Below are 21036 nucleotides of genomic sequence, written 5' to 3'. Positions count from 1 at the left end.
CGGCTAACGCACCCGTCGCAAGGCCCACAGGGCCACCAGCAGGAATACCGTCAGCGGCAGCACGGCGCTGAGGAAGGGGGGAATCCCGTACACCAGCCCCATATGGTTGAGGGTCCGGTTGAGCAGGTGGAATCCCACCCCGATCAGGATGCCGATGAACAGTCGCTGCCCCGCACCGCCGGTGCGCAGGGAACCGAAGATGAAAGGTATCGCCAGCAGCAGCATCACCAGACTGGACAACGGGGTGGTGAAGCGGGACCAGAAGGCCAGCTCGTAGGGGGCCGACTCCAGGTTATTCTCCCGCAGATAGGTGATGTAGCGGGCCAGCGCCCAGGCGGACATCTGCCTGGGCTCCACCACGATGACGTCAAACAGCTCGGGGGCCAGCAACCGCTCCCACCGTTCCATGGCCACCCGTTCCGCCTGGATGCCCGTGGACGAGATGCGACTGCGCACCACGTCCTCCATGACCCAGACACCTTCCCGGTAGCGGGCCTGGCCGGCCTGGACCGACTCCACCAAGCGTCCGGTGTCGTCGAACCGGTAGATGCGCAGATCCTGCAGCCGCAATCCGGGCATGATGGTGCGGACATTCAGGAAGCGGTCGCCATCCCTGGCCCAAAGGCCGCCACTGCCCACATGAACCTGGTCGGAATGGGAGAAGGTGCGCAGGCTCTGGGCCTGACGCTCCGCGGCCGGTGCCACCACCTCTCCCAGCAGCACCGCCGCCAGCATCATGACCAGTCCGGCCTGCAACACGGCGATGACGATGCGGTAAACGGACAGCCCGGCCGCCCGCATGGCGGTGAGTTCGCTGTTCTCGGCGGCAGTGCCCAGACTCAGCAGGGTGCCCAGCAGCACCGCGGTGGGAAACAGTTCGTAGAGACGGCGGGGGATGGTGAGTGCCGTATAGGTCACCGCCTGGATCCAGCCATAGGCCCCCTGCCCCACGTCATCCAGTTCGCCGATGAAGGTGAAAGCCACATCCAGCGCGGTCAGCACCAACAAGGCCAGCAGGGTGCCGCCGATCACCTGACGGGCGATGTACAGACGCAGGATCATCATGCCGGCACCTCCCGGCGGCGCCAGGCGATCATCAGCCAGCGCAGGCCGTAGCGATGCACCAGCAGATAAATGAGCAATATCCCCACCAGGACATGTACCCACCACATCCCCAACCAGGGTGGGGAAACCCCGTCCGCGTACCAGGACTGGGCCATGATCTGCAACTGGGCATACACCACATAAACCGCCACCCCCAGGGCCAGCTTGGCAAAGCGCCCCTGACGGGGCGAGGTATAGGACAGCGGCAGGGCCACCAGGGCCAGCAGCAGCATGGAGATGGGCGCGGCCAGCCGCCATTGCAGTTCGGCCCGGTAATCCAGACGCTCCGAACCCAGCAGCGTCAGGGTGGGCACGTTATCCGTGCGGTTGCGCACCGACACGGCATCGGGCTCGGGCATCCTCACCCCATGGGTCTTGAATTCGATGATGCGAAAATCCAGATCCCCCGGACTGCCCTCGTAGCGATAACCATCCCGCAGGACCAGAAAACGCTGTCCCGACACCGGGTCCACCTGTTGGGTGGCGGTGCGCGCCACCACCACCTCGGTCCGGTCACCCATGCGGCGCTGGATGAAAACGTTGTTCATGGTGCGGCGCTCATCGGCGAAGGACTCCACGAACAGCACCACACCGCCGAAACCGGCGCGGGTGAACCGGCCCGGCGTGACACCCATGAGGTCGGAGCGCTGACTCGCTTCGGCACGGATCTGGTCCACCATCAGGGAGGTCTGGGGCGACACGAACAGGGACAGGAAGGCCAGGATCAGGGTCAGCGGCAGGGCCAGGATGAGAATGGTCCTGTACAGGCGCCCGTACCCCACCCCGGAGGCCATCAGAGCGGCCATCTCGCTGTCCTTGTAGAGTCGTCCCAGGGAGAGCATCAGCGCCAGGAACAACGAGACGGGCAACAGCAGGATTAGCCCGTTGAACGTGCCAAGGATCAGGATGGGGGGCAGCACATCGCCGGGAATGCGGCCCTCGGCCGCCTCCCGTAGCAGCCGGGCCAGCACGCCGCCCATGATGATCAGCAGCAGCACCAGGGTCACGGCAAGCTGGGTGAACAGCATCTCCCGGACCAGATAACGGTCGAGCACCTTCAGGCGCATGCCGTCACCGCGGCCCCGGCGCCCCGGGCGCCTGTTGGTGAAGAGAACGGATTTTCCATAGAATGGATAAACTCTTGTCAGTCATGGGCAGGCTGATGAGCACGGCCCTTGCCCTGCCCTCACCATCCCCCACCCAGTTTCTCCCGAGGAACGGCATGGAATTCACAGTCGAAAGCACCCATCCCGCACAACAGCGCAGCGCCTGCATCATCGCAGGGGTGTTCGAGCGCCGGAAGCTCTCCGCCGCCGCCAAGGCCCTGGACGAGGCCACCGGCGGCGCCATCAGCGCCCTGGTCAAGCGGGGCGACATGGACGGCGAGCGCGGGCAGTGCCTGTGGCTGCATCATGTCCCCAATGATCTGGCGGACCGGATTTTGCTGATCGGCTGCGGCAAGGAACGGGAGTTCGGCGAAGCCGCCTTCCGCCAGGTCACCGCCGCCATGGTGGGCGCCCTGCGCCGGACCGGTGCCGACCAAGTGCATAATTATCTCACGGATCTGCCGGTCAAGGGACATGACCTGGAATGGAAGCTGGTACAGAGCGTGCTGGTGGTGGAAGACGGCCTTTACCGATTCGACGAATTCAAGAGCGGCAAGAAGTCCGACCCGCTCGCCCTCAAGCGCATGGTCCTCAACGTGGCGGACGCCAAGGACCTGGAAGCCGGCGCCAATGCCATGGCCCGGGCCTCGGCCACCGCCCTGGGCATGGCCCTGACCCGGGATCTGGCCAACCGTCCCGGCAACGTCTGCACCCCCACCCACCTGGCGGAACAGGCCCGACAGCTCAAAAAGGCCTACAAGGACCTGAAGCTGGAAGTGCTGGACGAGGAAGAGATGGAGAAGCTGGGCATGGGCGCCCTGCTGGCGGTCTCCCGAGGGTCCGAACAGCCGGCGAAACTCATCGTCATGGACTACCGGGGCGGTAAAAAGGGCGACAAGCCGGTGGTCCTGGTGGGCAAGGGCATCACCTTCGACACCGGCGGCATCTCCATCAAACCCGGCGAGGCCATGGACGAGATGAAGTTCGACATGGGCGGCGCGGCGGCGGTCATGGGCACCATGAAGGCCGTGGCCGAACTCCGCCTGCCCATGAACATCATCGGTGTCATCGCCGCCGCCGAAAACATGCCCGACGGCAAGGCCACCAAGCCCGGCGATATCGTCACCACCCTCTCGGGACAAACGGTGGAGATTCTCAACACCGACGCCGAGGGCCGTCTGGTGCTGTGTGACGCCCTGACCTATGTGGAACGCTTCGATCCGGACGTGGTGGTGGACCTGGCCACACTCACCGGCGCCTGCATCATCGCCCTGGGCCATCAGGCCTCGGCGGTACTGGGCAACCATGGTCCGCTGATCAATGAACTGCTGGCCGCGGGCAGGCACAGCGGCGATCGGGCCTGGGAAATGCCCCTGTGGGATGAATACCAGGAACAGCTCAAGAGCAACTTCGCCGACATGGCCAACATCGGCGGCCGACCGGCCGGCACCATCACCGCGGCCTGTTTCCTGTCCCGGTTCACCAAGAAGTACAAGTGGGCCCACCTGGACATCGCCGGGGTGGCCTGGAAGAGCGGCAAGGAAAAGGGGGCCACCGGACGTCCGGTGCCGCTGCTGATGCAGTTCCTGGCCAGCCGGGTGAAGGACTAGACGGCGCCCCGCGGCTCACACCATGACCCGAGTCGATTTTTACACCATCAAGAGCGACCAGCCCCAGGCCCGCCTGGCCATCACCTGCCGGCTGATCCAAAAGGCCTTCGGGCTGGGGCACCGGGTGCACGTGCATACCGGTTCCCCCGGCCTGTCACGGCAACTGGATGAGCTGCTGTGGACCTTCCGGGACGATGCCTTCATCCCCCACGGGATCAACCCCCAGGATCCGGACATGCCGGTGAGCATCGGCCATGACCGGGTCCCACCCACGGCCCGGGATCTGCTGCTGAACCTGGCCGACACCGTGCCCGAAGGCTACGAAGGCTTTGCCCGGGTGGCGGAAATCGTCAACGAGGACCCCGTGGTGAAACAGGCCGGGCGCGACCGTTTCCGCTACTACCGGGAACACGGCTGCGACCTGCACCACCACCCGCTGGGATGACCACTCCCACCGAAAAGCATCATATAATCCGCCACTTTCGCCCGCACCCAGACACAGGCACCATGGACAAGACTTACGACCCCCACGCCATCGAGCAAGCCATCTACCAGGAATGGGAGGGCCGCGGCTGGTTCGCTCCCGCGGGCGAGGGCACGCCCTACTGCATCATGCTGCCGCCGCCCAACGTCACCGGCACCCTGCACATGGGGCACGCCTTCCAGGACACCCTGATGGATACCCTCATCCGCTACCACCGGATGCGGGGCGACAACACCCTCTGGCAGGGCGGCACCGACCATGCGGGCATCGCCACCCAGATGGTGGTGGAACGCCAGCTGGCCCGGAACGGCCAGTCCCGCCATGATCTGGGCCGGGAGGCATTCCTCGACAAGGTCTGGGAATGGCGGGACCACTCCGGCAACCAGATTCAGCAACAGCTGCGTCGCCTGGGCACCTCCATCGACTGGCACCGGGAGCGTTTCACCATGGATGCCGGCCTGTCTCGGGCGGTGACCGAGGTCTTCGTGCGCCTGTACGAGGAAGGCCTGATCTATCGCGGCAAGCGCCTGGTGAACTGGGACCCGGTGCTGCACACCGCCGTTTCCGACCTGGAGGTCATCTCCGAGGAAGAACAGGGCAAGCTCTGGCACCTGCGCTACCCCCTGAGCGACGGCTCCGGTCATCTGGTGGTGGCCACCACCCGCCCGGAAACCATGCTGGGGGATACCGCCGTGGCGGTGAATCCGGAGGATGAGCGCTATCGCCACCTCATCGGCAAAACCGTCACCCTGCCCCTCACCGGCCGCGAGATCCCCGTGATCGCCGACGACTACGTGGACCCGGAATTCGGTTCCGGCTGCGTGAAGATCACCCCCGCCCACGATTTCAACGACTACGCCGTGGGCAGCCGGCACGATCTGCCCATGATCAACATCTTCACCGTGGATGCCCGCATCAACGATGCCGCGCCCGAAGCCTACCGCGGCCTGGATCGCTTCGATGCCCGTCGGCAGATCATCGCCGACCTGGAGGCCCAGGGCCTGCTGGAGCGCATCGACGATCACAAGCTCATGGTGCCCCGGGGTGACCGCAGCGGTGCCGTCATCGAACCCTTCCTCACCGACCAGTGGTACGTGAAGGCCGCGCCCCTGGCCGAACCCGCCATCCGGGCGGTGGAGGACGGCCGCATCCGCTTCGTGCCCGAGAACTGGAGCAAGACCTACTTCGAGTGGATGCGCAACATCGAGGACTGGTGCATCTCCCGCCAGATCTGGTGGGGTCACCGCATCCCCGCCTGGTACGACGAGGCCGGCAACATCTACGTGGGCGAGGACGAGGCCGCCGTGCGCCGCAAGCACCGGCTGGGGGACGAGGTACGCCTGACCCAGGACCCGGACGTACTGGATACCTGGTTCAGCTCCGCCCTGTGGCCCTTCTCCACCCTGGGCTGGCCGGAGCAGACCCCGGAACTCAAGACTTTCTACCCCACTGCGGTACTGGTCACCGGCTTTGACATCATCTTCTTCTGGGTGGCCCGCATGATCATGATGGGCCTCAAGTTCATGGGCGACGTGCCGTTCCGGGAAGTCTACGTCACCGGCCTGATCCGTGATGCGGAAGGCCAGAAGATGTCCAAGTCCAAGGGCAACGTGCTCGACCCCATCGACCTCATCGACGGCATCAGCCTGGAAGACCTGCTGGCCAAGCGCACCACCGGGCTGATGCAGCCGCAGATGGAAAAGCGCATCGCCCAGGCCACCAAAAAACAGTTCCCCGACGGCATCCCCGCGTTTGGCACCGACGCCCTGCGCTTCACCCTGGCGGCCCTGGCCTCCAGCGGCCGGGACATCAAGTTCGACCTGGGCCGCATCGAAGGCTACCGCAACTTCTGCAACAAGCTGTGGAACGCCGCCCGCTATGTGCTCATGAACACCGAGGGCCAGGACACAGGCCTTTGCGGCGGCGCGGTGGAACTGTCCCTGGCGGATCGCTGGATCACCTCCCGTCTGCAGGACACCATCGCCGAGACCCATCGCCAACTGGGGGAATACCGCTTCGACCTGGCGGCCAAGGCCCTGTACGAGTTCACCTGGTACGACTACTGCGACTGGTACCTGGAGCTGTGCAAGCCGGTGCTCACCGGCGAGGACAGCAGCGAGGCCGCCCGCCGCGGCACCCGCCGTACCCTGGTGCAAGTCCTGGAAACCCTGCTGCGCCTGATGCACCCGGTGATGCCCTTCATCACCGAGGCCATCTGGCGCCAGGTGGCCCCGCTGGCCGGCGTGACCGGCGACACCCTCATGCACCGCCCCTACCCGGTGGTGGAGGAAGCCCTGAAGGATGCCGGCGCGGAACAGGAAATCGAGTGGGTGAAGACCTTCATCCTGGGCATGCGCCGCATCCGCGCCGAGATGGACATCTCCCCCGGCAAGCCCCTGCCGGTGCTGCTGGACAACTGGAAACCGGAAGACCAGGCCCGCTTCACCGCCAACCAGGGCTTCATCCGGTTCCTGGCCAGGCCCGAGTCGGTACAGTGGCTGGAAGGCACCGAGGCCCCGGAATCCGCCATGACCCTGGTGGGTGAAATGCGCCTTTTGATCCCCCTGGCGGGCCTGATCGACAAGGACGCGGAAATCGCCCGTCTGGAAAAGGAGATCGCCAAGGTGCAGAAGAACCTGGCCCAGTGCGAGGGCAAGCTCGCCAACGCGGGCTTCGTGGAGCGTGCCCCGGCCGAAGTCGTGGCCAAGGAGCGGGAGCGGGTGGCCGAAATGGCAACGACCCTGCGGGAACTGGAAACCCAGCTGGAGAAGATCCGGCGGCTGTGAGGCCGTCGCGCCGAAAAACCCCCTCTCCCGCCTGCGGGAGAGGGGCTGGGGTGAGGGCCTCAAAAAGCCCAAAACCTGTCATATTCCCTACAATCCCCCGCGCATCCTGTGCCCTGCCCCGGCAATTCCGTCATATTAACAGGCACTTACAAATCCATAGAAACTGGCTCGCTCCTTGCTTGATACTCAGCACAATACCGATTCAAGGAGCCCGTTCGTGACCCGTCCCAATCTCCACCCCGACGCCGCCAACGCCCGCTACATCAGCTTCAAGGACCTGGATTGCGACGGCAACGCCCGCCGGGTCATGAGCCTGATCGAGGAATACACCGCCGATCCGGCCCAACAGTCTCCCTTCTGGGACTACTTCCTGGGCAAACGCAACCCGAAATCCGGCCCCAAACCGGACGACCTGTTCCTGATCCACGCCAACATCAACCAGATCCGCGAACTGTTCGAGGCATGCGGCGATGAAGACGCCCAGGCCCTGCTCACCTGGGTGGAGGAGGCCTGCTGCTGAAACATCCCTGCCCTCCCGGAAAGGTCAGGAGTTCAAGATCGTATAGACTGCAGGCCTGCCTGGAAAAACACCTGCGCCGATACCCCGTCCCCCCGCGCTCTTTGAGAGGCTGTCTTTTCGTCACCTCATATGAAGGCAAGCCCAGCCAAGGATTCTAGAACACGAAAAACCATTTTCAAGACAAAAGCATACTGAGTTGATTCAGGGCAATCTCTCCGCACGGGGAATCCCGATCGCCCTTGAAACAGTACCTGGGGCATCTAGCCTATATGACACAGCGTCATGAGCTTATGGCGCCTGCAAGCCTCTTCCCCGCGGATGCCGTTTCCGCGCCCGATGGTTCATGGATGAGGGGTGCTCCATGGCCTTGTCTCGACAGCAGATCTCCGCCGTCACCATGAATACCATGGCCTTCACCGTGTGCTTCGCGGTGTGGACCATGTTCTCGGTGATCGGTGTCCCCATCCAGCAGGAACTGGGACTGACCGACACGCAGTTCGGCATTCTGGTGGCTACTCCCATCCTCACCGGTGCCCTGATCCGCCTGCCCCTGGGCATGCTCACCGACCGCTTCGGTGGGCGGATCGTGTTCACCCTGCTCATGCTGTCCACCATTGTTCCAGTATGGATGGTGTCCACCCTGGAGCAATATTGGGCCATGCTCGTTGCCGGGCTGTTCGTGGGCGTGGCCGGCGGCTCCTTTGCGGTGGGCATCTCCGCCACCGCCCGCTGGTTCGACCGTCGACACCAAGGGTTTGCGATGGGCATCTTCGGTGCCGGCAACGCCGGTGCCGCGGTGACCAAATTTGTGGCCCCGACCCTGGTGGTGATCTACGGCTGGACCATGGTGCCCAAGGTCTACGCGATCTTGATGACCATCATGGCCCTGCTCTACTGGCTGCTCACCTACCGGGAACCCAGGGAACACCTGGCCCCCAAGACCATCACCATCCGTGAACAGCTCTCCGCACTCAAGGATCCCAAGGTCTGGAAGTACTGCCAGTACTACTCCCTGGTTTTCGGTGGCTATGTGGGTGTATCGCTGTGGATGACCCGCTACTACATCAGTGAATACGGCGTCGGGATCCAACTGGCCGCCCTGCTGGCGGCCATCTTCGTGCTGCCCTCCGGGGTAATACGGGCCGCCGGAGGCTGGCTTTCCGACCGTTTCGGTCCCCACCGGGTCACCTGGTGGGTCATGTGGTCCAGCCTGATCTGTCTGTTCTTCATGGCCTATCCCGAAACCCGCATGGTGATCCCCCGCACCGACGGCGAGGCATGGGATGTGACCCTCAAGTTGGACATGTGGGTGTTCACCGCCTTGCTGTTCGTCGTCGGCATCGCCTGGGGCGTGGGAAAGGCCTCCGTGTTCAAGTACATCTCCAACGAATACCCGAACAACATCGGCGTCATCTCCGGCACCGTCGGCCTGGTGGGTGGTCTAGGCGGTTTTCTGCTGCCCATCATGTTCGGTGTCCTGGTGGACATCTTCAAGTTCAACGAGATCGTCTGGTGGCTCTGCTTCGGCGTCACCGCCGTCTCCCTGATCTGGATGTGGTGGACCGAACGCAAACCCATGGCGACAAGCACTGCCGAAAGGCACTCACCCCCCCGGACGGACACACAACCGGACCAGGCATGAACCTCGGGAGATCAAGTCATGGCTGCCGACATCAAGGAATGGAATGTGGAAGACAAGGCCTTCTGGGACTCCCGGGGCCGACGGATCGCCAACCGAAATCTCTGGATCTCCATACCCAATCTGCTCTGTGCCTTCGCCATCTGGACCATGTGGGGCATGATCACGGTGCAGATGATCAACCTGGGTTTTCCTTTTGAACCCGCCGAACTCTTCGCCCTGACCGCCATCGCCGGTCTCACCGGCGCCACCCTGCGCATCCCCGCATCGTTCATGATTCGCCTGGCGGGCGGACGCAATACCCTGTTCCTGACCTCGGCACTGCTGATCCTGCCGGCCCTGGGCGCCGGTCTGGCCCTGCAAAGCCAGGATACCCCGTTATGGGCATTCCAGTTGCTGGCCTTCCTGTCGGGCATCGGCGGCGGCAATTTTGCCGCCTCCATGAGCAACATCAGCACCTTCTTCCCCAAGAGCCGTCAGGGGCTGGCCCTGGGCATGAATGCCGGTCTGGGCAACTTCGGCGTCACCACCACCCAGATCCTGATACCGGTGGTCATGACCGTGGGCCTATTCGGCTTCATCGGCGCCGGGGGATCCATGACCCTGCTGTCCGACAGCGGGACCCTCATCGGGCGTATCCCCGCCGGCACCGAGACCTGGATCCAGAATGCCGGTTTCATCTGGGTGGTGATCCTCGCCCCCCTGGTCATGGCCGCCTGGTTCGGCATGAACAACCTGCGCCCCATCACCCCCGAGCCGGGGCACCCACTGGCGGCCTTCAGTCGCATTCTGGGGCTGTATGCCATCGGTTTTGTCACCGCCGGGATCGGGCTGTGGCTCTATCTGCCGCCTCCCACGGGGCTCGGCATCCTCAACATGTGGCTGGCCATGCTGCTCATCATCCTGCTCACCCTGGGACTGATGCGGGCCACGCCGGGGCGGATCGGCCAGAACTCGGCCCGCCAGTTCGCCATTTTCAAGGACAGGCACACCTGGTCCATGACGATCCTCTACATCGTCACTTTCGGTTCCTTCATCGGGTTTTCCATGGCCTTGCCCCTGTCCATCACGGTGATCTTCGGCTTCAGTGCCGTGGAGATCGACGGCGTGATGGTGCGGGTGGCCAATCCCAATGCACCCTCGGCCATGACCTATGCCTGGATGGGGCCCTTCGTCGGTGCCCTGGTACGCCCGGTCGGCGGCTGGATCTCGGACAGGATGGGCGGGTCCATCGTCACCCAGATCATCGCCGGGGTGATGGTGGCGGCCTCGGTGGCTGCAGGCTACATCATGATGCTGGCCTATCAGTCACCCACGCCGGAACAGTATTTCCTGCCCTTTTTGCTGCTGTTCATCCTGATCTTCGCCGCCACCGGCATCGGTAACGGTTCCACCTTCCGCAGCATCGGCATCATCTTCAACCGTGAACAGGCCGGTCCGGTACTGGGCTGGACCTCGGCGGTGGCCGCCTACGGCGCCTTCGTCGCCCCGATGGTGATCGGTGAGCAGATCCGCGCCGGCACCCCCGAGAATGCCATGTACGGCTTCGCCGTCTTCTATGCCCTGTGCATGGTGCTCAACTGGTGGTTCTACCTGCGTCGCAACGCCTATGTGAAGAATCCTTGAAAGCCATGGACGCTTCACAGCAATGGGCCGATGAACGCCATCACGGCATCGGCCACAGGAGGAATATCCCATGAGTCATTTGCTGGACAGGCTGACCTTTTTCAAGAAAGTCGAAAGCACGTTTTCCGAAGGACACGGCAGCGTGACCCGGGAAGACCGGCGCTGGGAAGACGGTTATCGCAAACGCTGGCAACATGACAAGGTGGTGCGCTCCACCCACGGCGTCAATTGCACCGGATCCTGCAGCTGGAAGGTCTATGTCAAGAACGGTCTGGTGACCTGGGAGGTCCAGCAGACGGATTACCCGCAAACCCGTGCCGAGTTGCCCAATCATGAGCCCCGCGGCTGTGCCCGCGGCGCCAGTTACTCCTGGTACCTTTACAGCGCCAACCGGGTGAAATACCCACTGATCCGCAGCCGCCTGCTGCAGCTCTGGCGTAAAGCCCTGGCGGAGCATGCCGATCCGGTGGAGGCCTGGCGCAGCATCGTGGAAGATCCCGACAAGGCCCGAGCCTACAAGACCGCCCGCGGCATGGGCGGCTTTGTCCGCAGCCGCTGGGAGGAAGTGAACACCCTGATCGCCGCCGCCAACATCTACACCATCAAGGCCTACGGCCCCGACCGCATCTACGGCTTCTCCCCCATCCCCGCCATGTCCATGGTGTCCTACGCGGCGGGCTCCCGTTATTTGTCCCTCATCGGCGGTGCCTGCGGCAGCTTCTACGACTGGTACTGCGACCTGCCCCCCTCCTCGCCCCAGACCTGGGGTGAACAGACGGATGTGCCGGAATCCGCAGACTGGTACAACGCCGGCTTCCTGATGATGTGGGGCTCCAATGTTCCCCAGACCCGTACCCCGGATGCCCACTTCATGACCGAGGCGCGCTACCGCGGCACCAAGATCGTCGTGGTCTGTCCGGACTACTCCGAGGCCTCCAAGTTCGCCGACCTGTGGCTGCATCCCAAGCAGGGCACGGACGCGGCACTGGCCATGGCCATGGGCCATGTGATCATGAAGGAATTCCACCTGGACAATCCCAGTGATTATTTCACCGGGTATGTCCGGGAAAAGACCGACATGCCCTGTCTGGTGATGCTCGAATCCCGGGGAGACCATCATGTGGCCGGTCGCATGCTGCGGGCCGCGGATCTCAAGGGCGGCCTGGGCCAGGACAACAACCCGGAATGGAAGACCCTGGCCTATGACGCGGCAGGAAAAACACTGGTGGTACCCAACGGCTCCATCGGCTTTCGCTGGGGTGAAAAGGGTCCGGGGGCGGGGCGCTGGAACCTGGAACCCAAGGATGCCGCCAGCGGTGAGGACGTCACCCTGGCCCTGACCCTGATCAATGACCGGGAAGACGTCGCGGCGGTGGCCTTCCCCTACTTCGGCGGCTCCCGTCATCCCCATTTCACCCATACCGACCACGACCCGATCCAGGTCCGTCACGTCCCCGTCAAGCGGGTGAAACTGGCCAACGGCGACGAGGCCCTGGTGGCCACGGTGTTCGATCTGAGTTGCGCCAACTACGGCATCGATCGAGGCCTTGGGGGTGAAAACGTAGCGTCCAGCTATGATGACGATATCCCCTACACCCCCGCCTGGCAGGAGCGCATCACCGGCGTGAAGCGGGATCAGGTCATCACCGTGGCCCGGCAGTTCGCTCAGAACGCCCACCGGACCCACGGCCGCTCCATGGTCATCATCGGCGCGGCGATGAACCACTGGTACCACATGGACATGAACTACCGGGGCATCATCAACATGCTGATGATGTGCGGCTGCATCGGCCGGAGCGGCGGCGGCTGGTCCCACTATGTGGGCCAGGAAAAGCTCCGCCCGCAAACCGGCTGGCTACCGCTGGCCTTTGCCCTGGACTGGCATCGTCCGCCCCGCCACATGAACAGCACGTCCTTCTTCTACATCCACTCCAGCCAGTGGCGTCATGAAAAGCTGTCCATGCGCGAGATCCTCTCCCCCCTGGCTTCCGACCAGGACTGGACCGGCACCCAGATCGACTACAACCTGCGTGCCGTTCGCATGGGCTGGCTGCCCAGCGCCCCGCAACTGTCGAAAAACCCGCTGGAGATCTGCCGTGACGCCCAGGCGGCCGGCAGGAGCAGCGCCGACCATGTGGTGGAACAGCTCAAGTCCGGGGAACTGGGTTTTGCCTTCGAGGATCCGGACAACCCGGCCAATGTGCCTCGCAACCTCTTCGTCTGGCGCTCCAATCTGCTGGGTGCCTCCGCCAAGGGTCATGAATATATGCTCAAGTACCTGCTGGGCACCCGCCACGGCATCCTGCAGGAAGACCATCCGGATCACCCGATGGAGCGTCCGGAAGAAGTCACCTGGCGGGATGTCCCCATGGAGGGCAAGCTGGACCTGCTGGTGACCCTGGACTTTCGCATGTCCACCACCTGCATGTACTCGGACATCGTCCTGCCCACGGCCACCTGGTACGAAAAGCACGATCTCAATACCTCGGACATGCATCCCTTCATCCACCCGCTGACCGCCGCGGTGGACCCGGCCTGGGAATCCCGAACGGACTGGGACATCTTCAAGGGCATTGCCAAACGCTTCTCGGAGGTCTGCCAGGGACATCTGGGGGTGGAAAAGGACATTGTCACCCTGCCCCTGCTCCACGACACCCCCACCGAACTGGGTCAGCCCCTGAGCGTGGCCGACTGGAAGCGGGGAGAATGCGATCCGGTGCCGGGCAAGACCCTCCCGGCGCTGGTGGAAGTGGAGCGGGATTATCCGTCCACCTATCGCAAGTTCACCGCCCTGGGTCCCCTCATGACCAAGGCCGGCAACGGCGGCAAGGGAATCCAGTGGAACACCGAAGCAGAAGTGGCGGCACTGGGCGATCTGAACCTGCGGGTCGAGGAGCCCGGCGTGAGCCAGGGCATGCCCAGGATCGAAACGGATATCCAGGCGGCCGAGACGGTGCTCATGCTGGCACCGGAAACCAACGGTCATGTGGCCGTGAAGGCCTGGGAGGCCCTGTCACGGATCACCGGCCGGGATCACACCCATCTGGCCCGGCCCAAGGAGCACGAAAAGATCCGCTTCGCGGATATCGTTGCCCAACCCCGCAAGATCATCTCCTCCCCCACCTGGTCGGGGCTGGAGGACGAGAAGGTGTCCTACAACGCCGGCTACACCAACGTCCACGAACTGATCCCGTGGCGCACACTCACGGGGCGCCAGCACTTCTACCAGGATCACCCCTGGATGCGGGCCTTCGGAGAACCCCTGTGCGTGTATCGACCACCGGTGGACATGAAGACCATCGATTGCCTGGGAGACCAATACGGCGACGGCAGTCCCCAGGTGGTACTGAACTTCATCACCCCTCACCAGAAATGGGGTATCCACAGCACCTATACCGACAACCTGCTCATGCTCACCCTGTCCCGAGGCGGTCCCATCATCTGGATGAGCGAGGTGGATGCCCAAAAGGCCGGCATCGAGGACAACGACTGGATCGACGCCTTCAATGCCAACGGTGCCATCGCCGCCCGGGCCGTGGTCAGTCAGCGGGTACCGGAAGGCATGTGCATGATGTACCACGCACAGGAAAAGATCGTGAATACCCCGGGATCCGTACTCACCGGCACCCGTGGTGGCATTCACAACTCGGTCACCCGCACCGTGCTCAAGCCCACCCACATGATCGGTGGTTATGCCCAGCTCAGCTACGGCTTCAACTACTACGGCACGGTGGGGGCCAACCGGGATGATTTTGTCATCATCCGCAAGATGCGTCGGGTGAACTGGATGGATCAGGCCACCGGGATACCACAGCCCGAGCAGGAGGATCGCTGAAATGAAGATACGTGCCCAGATCGCCATGGTCCTGAATCTGGACAAGTGCATCGGATGCCACACCTGTTCGGTGACCTGCAAGAACGTGTGGACGTCCCGGGACGGCATGGAATACGCCTGGTTCAACAATGTGGAAACCAAACCGGGGATCGGCTACCCCAGGGAATGGGAAAACCAGGGGCGCTGGAAGGGAGGCTGGCATCGGCGCCGGGACGGCGGCATCGTCCCGGCGATGGGCGCCCGCTGGAAGGTGCTGTCCAATATCTTTGCCAATCCGGATATGCCCCAGATCGACGAGTACTACGAGCCCTGGGACTATCACTATGCGAATCTGCAAAACGCGCCCGAGTCCGGGACCATGCCGATGGCCAGACCCTACTCGGCCATCACCGGCCTGACCATGGACAAGATCGAATGGGGGCCCAACTGGGAGGAGATCCTGGGCACCGAGTTCAGCAAACGCTCCCGGGACTACAACTTTGATCAGGTGCAAAAGGACATGTACGGGGCCTTTGAAAACACCTTCATGATGTATCTGCCCCGCCTGTGCGAACACTGCCTGAACCCTGCCTGCGTGGCCGTCTGCCCCAGCGGCGCCCTCTACAAGCGCGAGGAAGACGGCATTGTCCTCATCGACCAGGATAAATGCCGGGGCTGGCGCATGTGCGTCTCCGGCTGTCCCTACAAGAAGATCTACTACAACTGGCATACCGGCAAATCGGAGAAGTGCATCTTCTGCTACCCTCGCATCGAAAACGGTCAGCCCACCGTGTGTGCCGAAACCTGTGTCGGCCGCATCCGCTATCTGGGGGTACTGCTCTACGACGCCGACCGCATCGGCGAGATCGCCGCCACCGAAAGCCACGCGGACCTCTACCAAGCTCAGCTGGACATGTTCCTGGATCCGGAAGATCCCGACATCCAGACCCTGGCGCGCCGGGAAGGGATTCCCGAATCCTGGCTGGAGGCCGCCCGTCGCTCGCCGATCTACAAGCTCGCCATGGACTGGCAGATCGCTTTCCCCCTGCACCCGGAGTACCGCACCCTGCCCATGGTCTGGTATGTGCCGCCCTTGTCGCCCATTCAGTCTGCCTGCGAATCCGGTGCCCTGGGCCACAACGGCATCATCCCCGATGTCGAAACCCTGCGCATCCCGATGCGCTACCTGGCCAACCTGCTTACGGGCGGCAACGAGGCCCCCGTGACCCTGGCACTCAAACGCATGCTGGCCATGCGGGCCTGGATGCGCAGCAAGACCGTGGAAGGCAGACCGGAGCCGGAGGCCCTGGAGGTGGCCCAACTGACTGAATCCCAGGTGGATGCCATGTACCGTCTCCTGGCCCTCGCCAACTACGAGGATCGCTACGTCATCCCCACCAGTCACCGGGAATATGCCGACACCCTCTACGACGCCCTCGGCGAACGCGGTGGTTGCGGCTTCAGCTTCGGCAACGGCTGTGCCGATGGAGCCAGTAGTCACAACCTGTTCGGCAACAAGCCGCTCACGGATCGCCGCATGCCGCCGATCAAGGTTGAGCCACCCCGCTCATGACAGGAGCAAGACCCATGCAAAAGACACTCAAGCTCATCTCCTGTCTGCTGTGCTACCCCGACGAGGCGCTGCAGCAAGCCATGGGGACCCTGACATCCATCATCGATCAGGAGGGGGCCATTCCCCCGGCGCGGCGGGAGGCGCTGCGGACATTCATGGACGACTACCTGCATACGGACCTGTACGCACTGCAGGAACGCTATGTGGCGTTGTTCGATCGGGGGCGTGCACTGTCCCTGCATCTATTCGAACACGTGCATGGCGAGTCCCGGGACCGGGGACAGGCCATGGTGGACCTGATGGACCTGTATGAACGCCATGGCATGAAGCTGGATGCCAGGGAACTACCCGACTATCTGCCGTTGTTCCTGGAGTTCCTCTCCGTCCTGCCGCCGGATCAGGCACGCTCGCTGCTGGGTGATGCCCTGCCCGTGATCACGCTGGTGGGGGCCAGGCTGGAAAAACTCAACAGCCCCTACCACGTGTTGTTCCAGGCCCTGGAAACCTTGACCGAGGCACGCGAGGATCTGCGGGACATTCGGAACCAGGCGGCCACGGAAGGTCCGGATGAGAGTCTGGTGAACATGGACAGGGCATGGGAGGAAGAGGCCGTGAGATTCATGGGCGCCGCCCCCTGCGGGAATCAGGACACCCGCCACGAGCACCCCCTGGTGCAACGACCGTATCCCGGGCACCGCGTGACTGCGTTATCGATCGACTCTGGAGGACGGCAGTGATGAACTACATGCACGAACTCATATTCGGTTACTATCCCTACGTGGCCCTGAGTGTCTTCCTGCTGGGCTCCCTGATCCGTTTCGAGCGGGATCAGTTCACCTGGAAGAGTCAGTCCAGTCAGTTTCTGCGCACCGCCAACATGCGTCTGGCCAGCAACCTCTTTCATGTAGGCATCCTGCTGCTGTTCTTCGGCCACCTGTTCGGCCTGCTGACGCCACCCGCGGTCTACCATGCCCTGGGCCTGTCCACCGAAACCAAGCAGTTGCTGGCCATCATTGTCGGCGGCATTTTCGGCATCATCTGCTTCATTGGTCTGACCATGCTGCTGCACCGGCGTCTTACCGACCCGCGCATCCAGGCCACCAGTAGCAGGGCGGACAACTTCATCCTGATCCTGCTCTACGTACAACTGATCCTGGGCCTCATTACCCTGCCCATCTCCATGACGCACCTGGATGGCGCCAACATGGTCGCACTGGCAAGCTGGGCCCAGCACATCGTCACGTTCCAGTCGGGCGCCGCCGCCCTGATCGCCGATACCAACTGGATCTTCAAGCTCCACATTTTCCTGGGACTCACCCTCTTCCTGGTGTTTCCCTTCACCCGTCTGGTCCATGTCTGGAGTGCACCGGTATCGTACCTGGGACGGACCTATCAGCTGGTACGCAAACGCTGACAACCGCCGGTCTCGCCCTTGGAGCCCAGCACCAAGAACTGGTCAGAGCGGGCGCGGCGCCACTCTGTGCGCCATTCATCAAGCGACGCATAGCCGTTGGCTGCCAGATCGAACTGCGCACGAAATCGCTTGCGGCGGCGCTCCTTGATCGAGGCGATCTTGCCCTTGAGGTGGATGGCGGTGGCATTGAACTGCCGCGCCGTGAGTCCGATTTCAAGAGCCTGTTAGGCCACCACGCCCAACTCACGCAGATAATCATCGTAGGTACCATTGAAATCCGTCACGCCGTTTTCGTTCAGCTCGATGATGCGTGTTGCCAGGCTGGAAACGAACTCCCGGTCATGGCTGACGAAAATCAGCGTGCCGGGGTAGTTCTCCAGGGCCAGGTTCAGCGCCTCGATGGATTCCATGTCCAGGTGGTTGGTCGGTTCGTCCATGATCATCACGTTGGGTTTCTGCAGGATCAGCTTGCCGAACAGCATACGGCCCTGCTCGCCACCGGAAATCACCTTGACCGATTTAAGGATGTCATCGTTGGAAAACAGCATGCGGCCCAGGGTGCCGCGCACCAACTGGTCGCCGCCGAGGGTCCACTGCGCCATCCAGTCGATCAGGGTCTCGTCGTTCTTGAAGTCGTCGGCGTGTTCCTGGGCAAAATAGCCCAGATCAGCGCTTTCAGCCCATTTGACCGTGCCGGTCATCGGTGGCAGTTCATTCACCAGGGTGCGTAGCAATGTCGTCTTGCCGATGCCGTTGGGGCCGATGATCGCCACGCGCTCACCGGCCTCGATGTGCAGACTCAGGTTCTTGAACAGCGGCTCGCCGTCGAAACCCTGGCTGACCTTGTCGAGGATCACGGCCTGACGGTGCAGCTTCCTGTACTGATCGAAACGGATGAACGGACTGACCCGACTCGAAGGCTTCACCTCATCCAGCTGGATCTTCTCGATCTGCCTGGCGCGGCTGGTGGCCTGCCTGGACTTGGAGGCGTTGGCCGAAAAGCGGCTGACGAAGGTCTGCAACTCGGCGATCTGCGCCTTTTTCTTCGCGTTGTCGGACAGCAGACGCTCGCGGGCCTGAGTGGCGGCCGTCATGTATTCATCGTAGTTGCCGGGGAACAGGCGCAGTTCACCGAAGTCCAGATCCGCCATGTGCGTGCAGACGCTGTTGAGAAAATGGCGATCATGGGAAATGATGATCATGGTGCTGTTACGCGAGGTCAGAATGCCTTCCAGCCAGCGGATGGTGTTGATATCCAGATGGTTGGTCGGCTCGTCCAGCAGCAGCACTTCCGGATCGGAAAACAGCGCCTGGGCCAGCAGGACGCGCAGCTTCCAGCCGGGCGCGACCTCGCTCATGGGCCCGCTGTGCTGTGCCAGCGGAATACCCAGGCCGAGCAGCAGCTCACCGGCACGGGCTTCGGCGGTATATCCGTCCATTTCGGCAAATTCGGTTTCCAGTTCGGCCACCTTCATGCCGTCTTCTTCGCTCATGTCCGCCAGGGAATAGATGCGGTCGCGCTCGGCACGCGTCTTCCACAGCGCCTCGTGCCCCATGATCACGGTGTCCAGCACGCTGTACTTTTCATAGGCGAACTGATCCTGGCGCAGTTTGCCCAGACGCACGTTCGGCTCAAGCATCACCTGGCCGCTGGAAGGTTCGAGATCGCCCCCCAGGATCTTCATGAAGGTGGACTTGCCCGAGCCGTTGGCGCCGATCAGGCCGTAGCGGTTACCCCCGCCGAACTTGACGGATACGTTTTCGAAGAGGGGCTTGGCCCCGAACTGCATGGTGATATTGGCGGTGGAAATCAAAAGAAAGTCCTGCGGGAAAAGGATGGTGTCGCCGTCGAACGGCGATGAGGGCCCGAAAACCGGACCGAGCATGGTACGGGCTCCGGCCCGTTATTGACAGGGTGTAAGCGAAAAGCGTTCAGGTGGCGGGGAAAATCGGGCGTCGATCAGCCCTGGCCTTGTCCTCCGTTTGGAAATGGCAGGCGTAAATACCGCCCGCGCGTGGCTCCCCTTGCAAGTGAACTACGACCTGGCTCAGGCCAGGCAAGCACCCGCAACCTCCGATCCGGGCATTACTGAGTGTTTTAAGGATGATCCCTATAGACCACGCTTAATAGCCCGCTTTATGATTGGCGCCACTGTTTGTGGTGTAATACCTCGGTCCAGGCAATATTTTGATTTTAGCCAAGCCGAGAGCGGCTTCTGGCCTTTACTTGCATTGCAGCCACAGCAGCACAGAGCGATATTTTCACTGGTAACGATGCTGGCATCATTGATGATGTGCTCCCAACTTGCGGCAGACTTTCTTGAAACTTTAACAGAGGTAAATTCGCTCCCGCAGTAAACACAAACCGTATCCCTTTCGCGAACAACCTTCTCCAGCCAATCGGGAATATTCCAGTTGTTTGCCATTTCATTAAATCTACCTATCTATCGCTTAACGCGGCCACAACCTGAGAGAATGAAGCTCAGGACAACCCCATTCACATGCATGGCGTTTCTCAACTTCATATTTCGATCTCTGATGGCAACCCAAGAAACTTCACTTCACTTTTTATCCGTACCATGATCGACTCTTCCGAGCCCCATCGCGGTGCAAGCATCATACCCCTATCCGGAATGTCACAACAGGGTGATTGTTGCTCGTACAAGGCATTCATGATTGCGGCTTCAATTCGCTCCAGGAGTCGAGGAGCACTGCCAACATCAGCAACAAATACTCGAAATGCAGCGAGCTGACATCGTGCCGCGGTAACCAACTCACACTTGCGACGCTCGTAATTCTCACGTTTCTCCGACGTCCAACCCCAGCCATGCCATATCTCTTCGCGTACCCCGCGACTCATTGCGGACATATCCAAGATAGTATACTCTCCAGTCAGGTACTTTCTCGTGTGCTCTCGGAGCCTGACGGAGACAGATCGCCGAGTAATTCCGGCAGCATAAATAATGTAGTCACCCCCACATTCAAATGTCCATAGATAGACGCCAGGATGCACAGGAACTGCTGGCAGATCCGCGTCTATCTCAAATTTTGGCCAAGCATATGGGCCATTCCATTGCACTTCCATCCGATCATTTTCTCTTTGCCATATTTGGAAACCGTTCTGGGTGCTCAATGATTTCTTGCGTGAGATCCACATCAATATCGGGCCAGTAGAAATGCCTCGGAGAAAGCTCCTCGACATGCAAAATTACTTTTACCGGCTGATCCTTAAACCACGGAAAATCATCGTAGGACATGAATAACTCTTGGTCATGCGACAACAGCCAGATTCCATGACTAGAAATATTTGTTACTTCAACCGCCGAAGCAACGGCGCCATGCGCTGACAAGCTCATGATG

15 protein-coding genes are annotated in these 21036 nt (G+C 62.0%); 10 read left to right on the top strand and 5 right to left on the bottom strand.

What is annotated here, in order from left to right:
• Positions 1–3 precede the first annotated feature (3 nt).
• Together lptG and lptF are read right to left on the bottom strand one after the other, a co-directional pair.
• Positions 4–1065, bottom strand: coding sequence for an LPS export ABC transporter permease LptG (gene lptG / locus LQD11_RS01990; RefSeq protein ID WP_008931582.1), 1062 nt, complete (start codon positions 1063–1065; stop codon positions 4–6).
• Positions 1062–2171, bottom strand: a complete 1110-nt coding sequence (gene lptF / locus LQD11_RS01985) for an LPS export ABC transporter permease LptF (protein WP_238616043.1) — start codon at positions 2169–2171, stop codon at positions 1062–1064. The genes lptG and lptF overlap by 4 nt, the downstream gene beginning before the upstream one ends.
• A 155-nt stretch (positions 2172–2326) precedes the next feature.
• Between lptF and LQD11_RS01980 the strand changes: the two genes are divergently transcribed.
• The 10 genes from LQD11_RS01980 to narI all read left to right on the top strand — a co-directional run bounded on the left by LQD11_RS01980 (position 2327) and on the right by narI (position 17676).
• On the top strand, positions 2327–3820 hold the full coding sequence (locus tag LQD11_RS01980; protein WP_238616042.1) for a leucyl aminopeptidase: 1494 nt from the start codon (positions 2327–2329) through the stop codon (positions 3818–3820).
• 22 nt (positions 3821–3842) lie between these two features.
• A complete protein-coding gene (locus LQD11_RS01975) occupies positions 3843–4265 on the top strand; it encodes a DNA polymerase III subunit chi (RefSeq protein ID WP_008931579.1) in 423 nt (140 codons plus the stop codon).
• A 62-nt stretch (positions 4266–4327) separates the two neighbouring features.
• On the top strand, positions 4328–7090 hold the full coding sequence (locus LQD11_RS01970) for a valine--tRNA ligase (protein WP_238616041.1): 2763 nt from the start codon (positions 4328–4330) through the stop codon (positions 7088–7090).
• A 217-nt stretch (positions 7091–7307) separates the two neighbouring features.
• A complete protein-coding gene (gene cowN / locus LQD11_RS01965) occupies positions 7308–7610 on the top strand; it encodes a N(2)-fixation sustaining protein CowN (RefSeq protein ID WP_238616040.1) in 303 nt (100 codons plus the stop codon).
• A 361-nt stretch (positions 7611–7971) separates the two neighbouring features.
• Positions 7972–9252 (top strand): MFS transporter, encoded by a 1281-nt coding sequence (locus tag LQD11_RS01960; protein ID WP_238616039.1) that lies wholly within the window; start codon positions 7972–7974, stop codon positions 9250–9252.
• Between the two features lie 18 nt (positions 9253–9270).
• The gene (locus LQD11_RS01955; RefSeq protein WP_238616038.1) at positions 9271–10875 is read left to right on the top strand and encodes an MFS transporter; all 1605 of its coding nucleotides are present in this window, start codon (positions 9271–9273) and stop codon (positions 10873–10875) included.
• A gap of 70 nt (positions 10876–10945) precedes the next feature.
• A complete protein-coding gene (locus LQD11_RS01950) occupies positions 10946–14710 on the top strand; it encodes a nitrate reductase subunit alpha (protein ID WP_238616037.1) in 3765 nt (1254 codons plus the stop codon).
• A gap of 1 nt (position 14711) precedes the next feature.
• Positions 14712–16262 carry a nitrate reductase subunit beta gene (gene narH, locus LQD11_RS01945; RefSeq protein WP_238616036.1) on the top strand — a complete coding sequence of 517 codons (1551 nt, stop codon included), beginning with the start codon at positions 14712–14714 and terminating at the stop codon, positions 16260–16262.
• A 14-nt stretch (positions 16263–16276) separates the two neighbouring features.
• A complete protein-coding gene (narJ, locus tag LQD11_RS01940) occupies positions 16277–16999 on the top strand; it encodes a nitrate reductase molybdenum cofactor assembly chaperone (RefSeq protein WP_238616035.1) in 723 nt (240 codons plus the stop codon).
• Entirely contained in the window at positions 16999–17676 is a 678-nt protein-coding gene (gene narI, locus LQD11_RS01935; RefSeq protein WP_238616034.1) for a respiratory nitrate reductase subunit gamma, read from the top strand. Before narJ ends, narI begins: the two co-directional genes overlap by 1 nt.
• A 224-nt stretch (positions 17677–17900) precedes the next feature.
• Here narI and LQD11_RS01930 read toward each other — a convergent pair whose 3' ends face one another.
• From LQD11_RS01930 to LQD11_RS01920, 3 genes are all read right to left on the bottom strand, one after another.
• Positions 17901–19562 carry an ABC-F family ATPase gene (locus tag LQD11_RS01930; protein ID WP_238616033.1) on the bottom strand — a complete coding sequence of 554 codons (1662 nt, stop codon included), beginning with the start codon at positions 19560–19562 and terminating at the stop codon, positions 17901–17903.
• A gap of 225 nt (positions 19563–19787) precedes the next feature.
• Entirely contained in the window at positions 19788–20102 is a 315-nt protein-coding gene (locus LQD11_RS01925) for an HNH endonuclease (protein WP_238616032.1), read from the bottom strand.
• A 663-nt stretch (positions 20103–20765) separates the two neighbouring features.
• Positions 20766–21032, bottom strand: a complete 267-nt coding sequence (locus LQD11_RS01920) for a DUF2442 domain-containing protein (RefSeq protein WP_238616031.1) — start codon at positions 21030–21032, stop codon at positions 20766–20768.
• Positions 21033–21036: the final 4 nt, after the last annotated feature.

The organism is Ectothiorhodospira shaposhnikovii, assembly GCF_022227765.1.
GTDB lineage: Bacteria > Pseudomonadota > Gammaproteobacteria > Ectothiorhodospirales > Ectothiorhodospiraceae > Ectothiorhodospira.
This window is presented reverse-complemented; position numbering and strand designations above follow the sequence as displayed.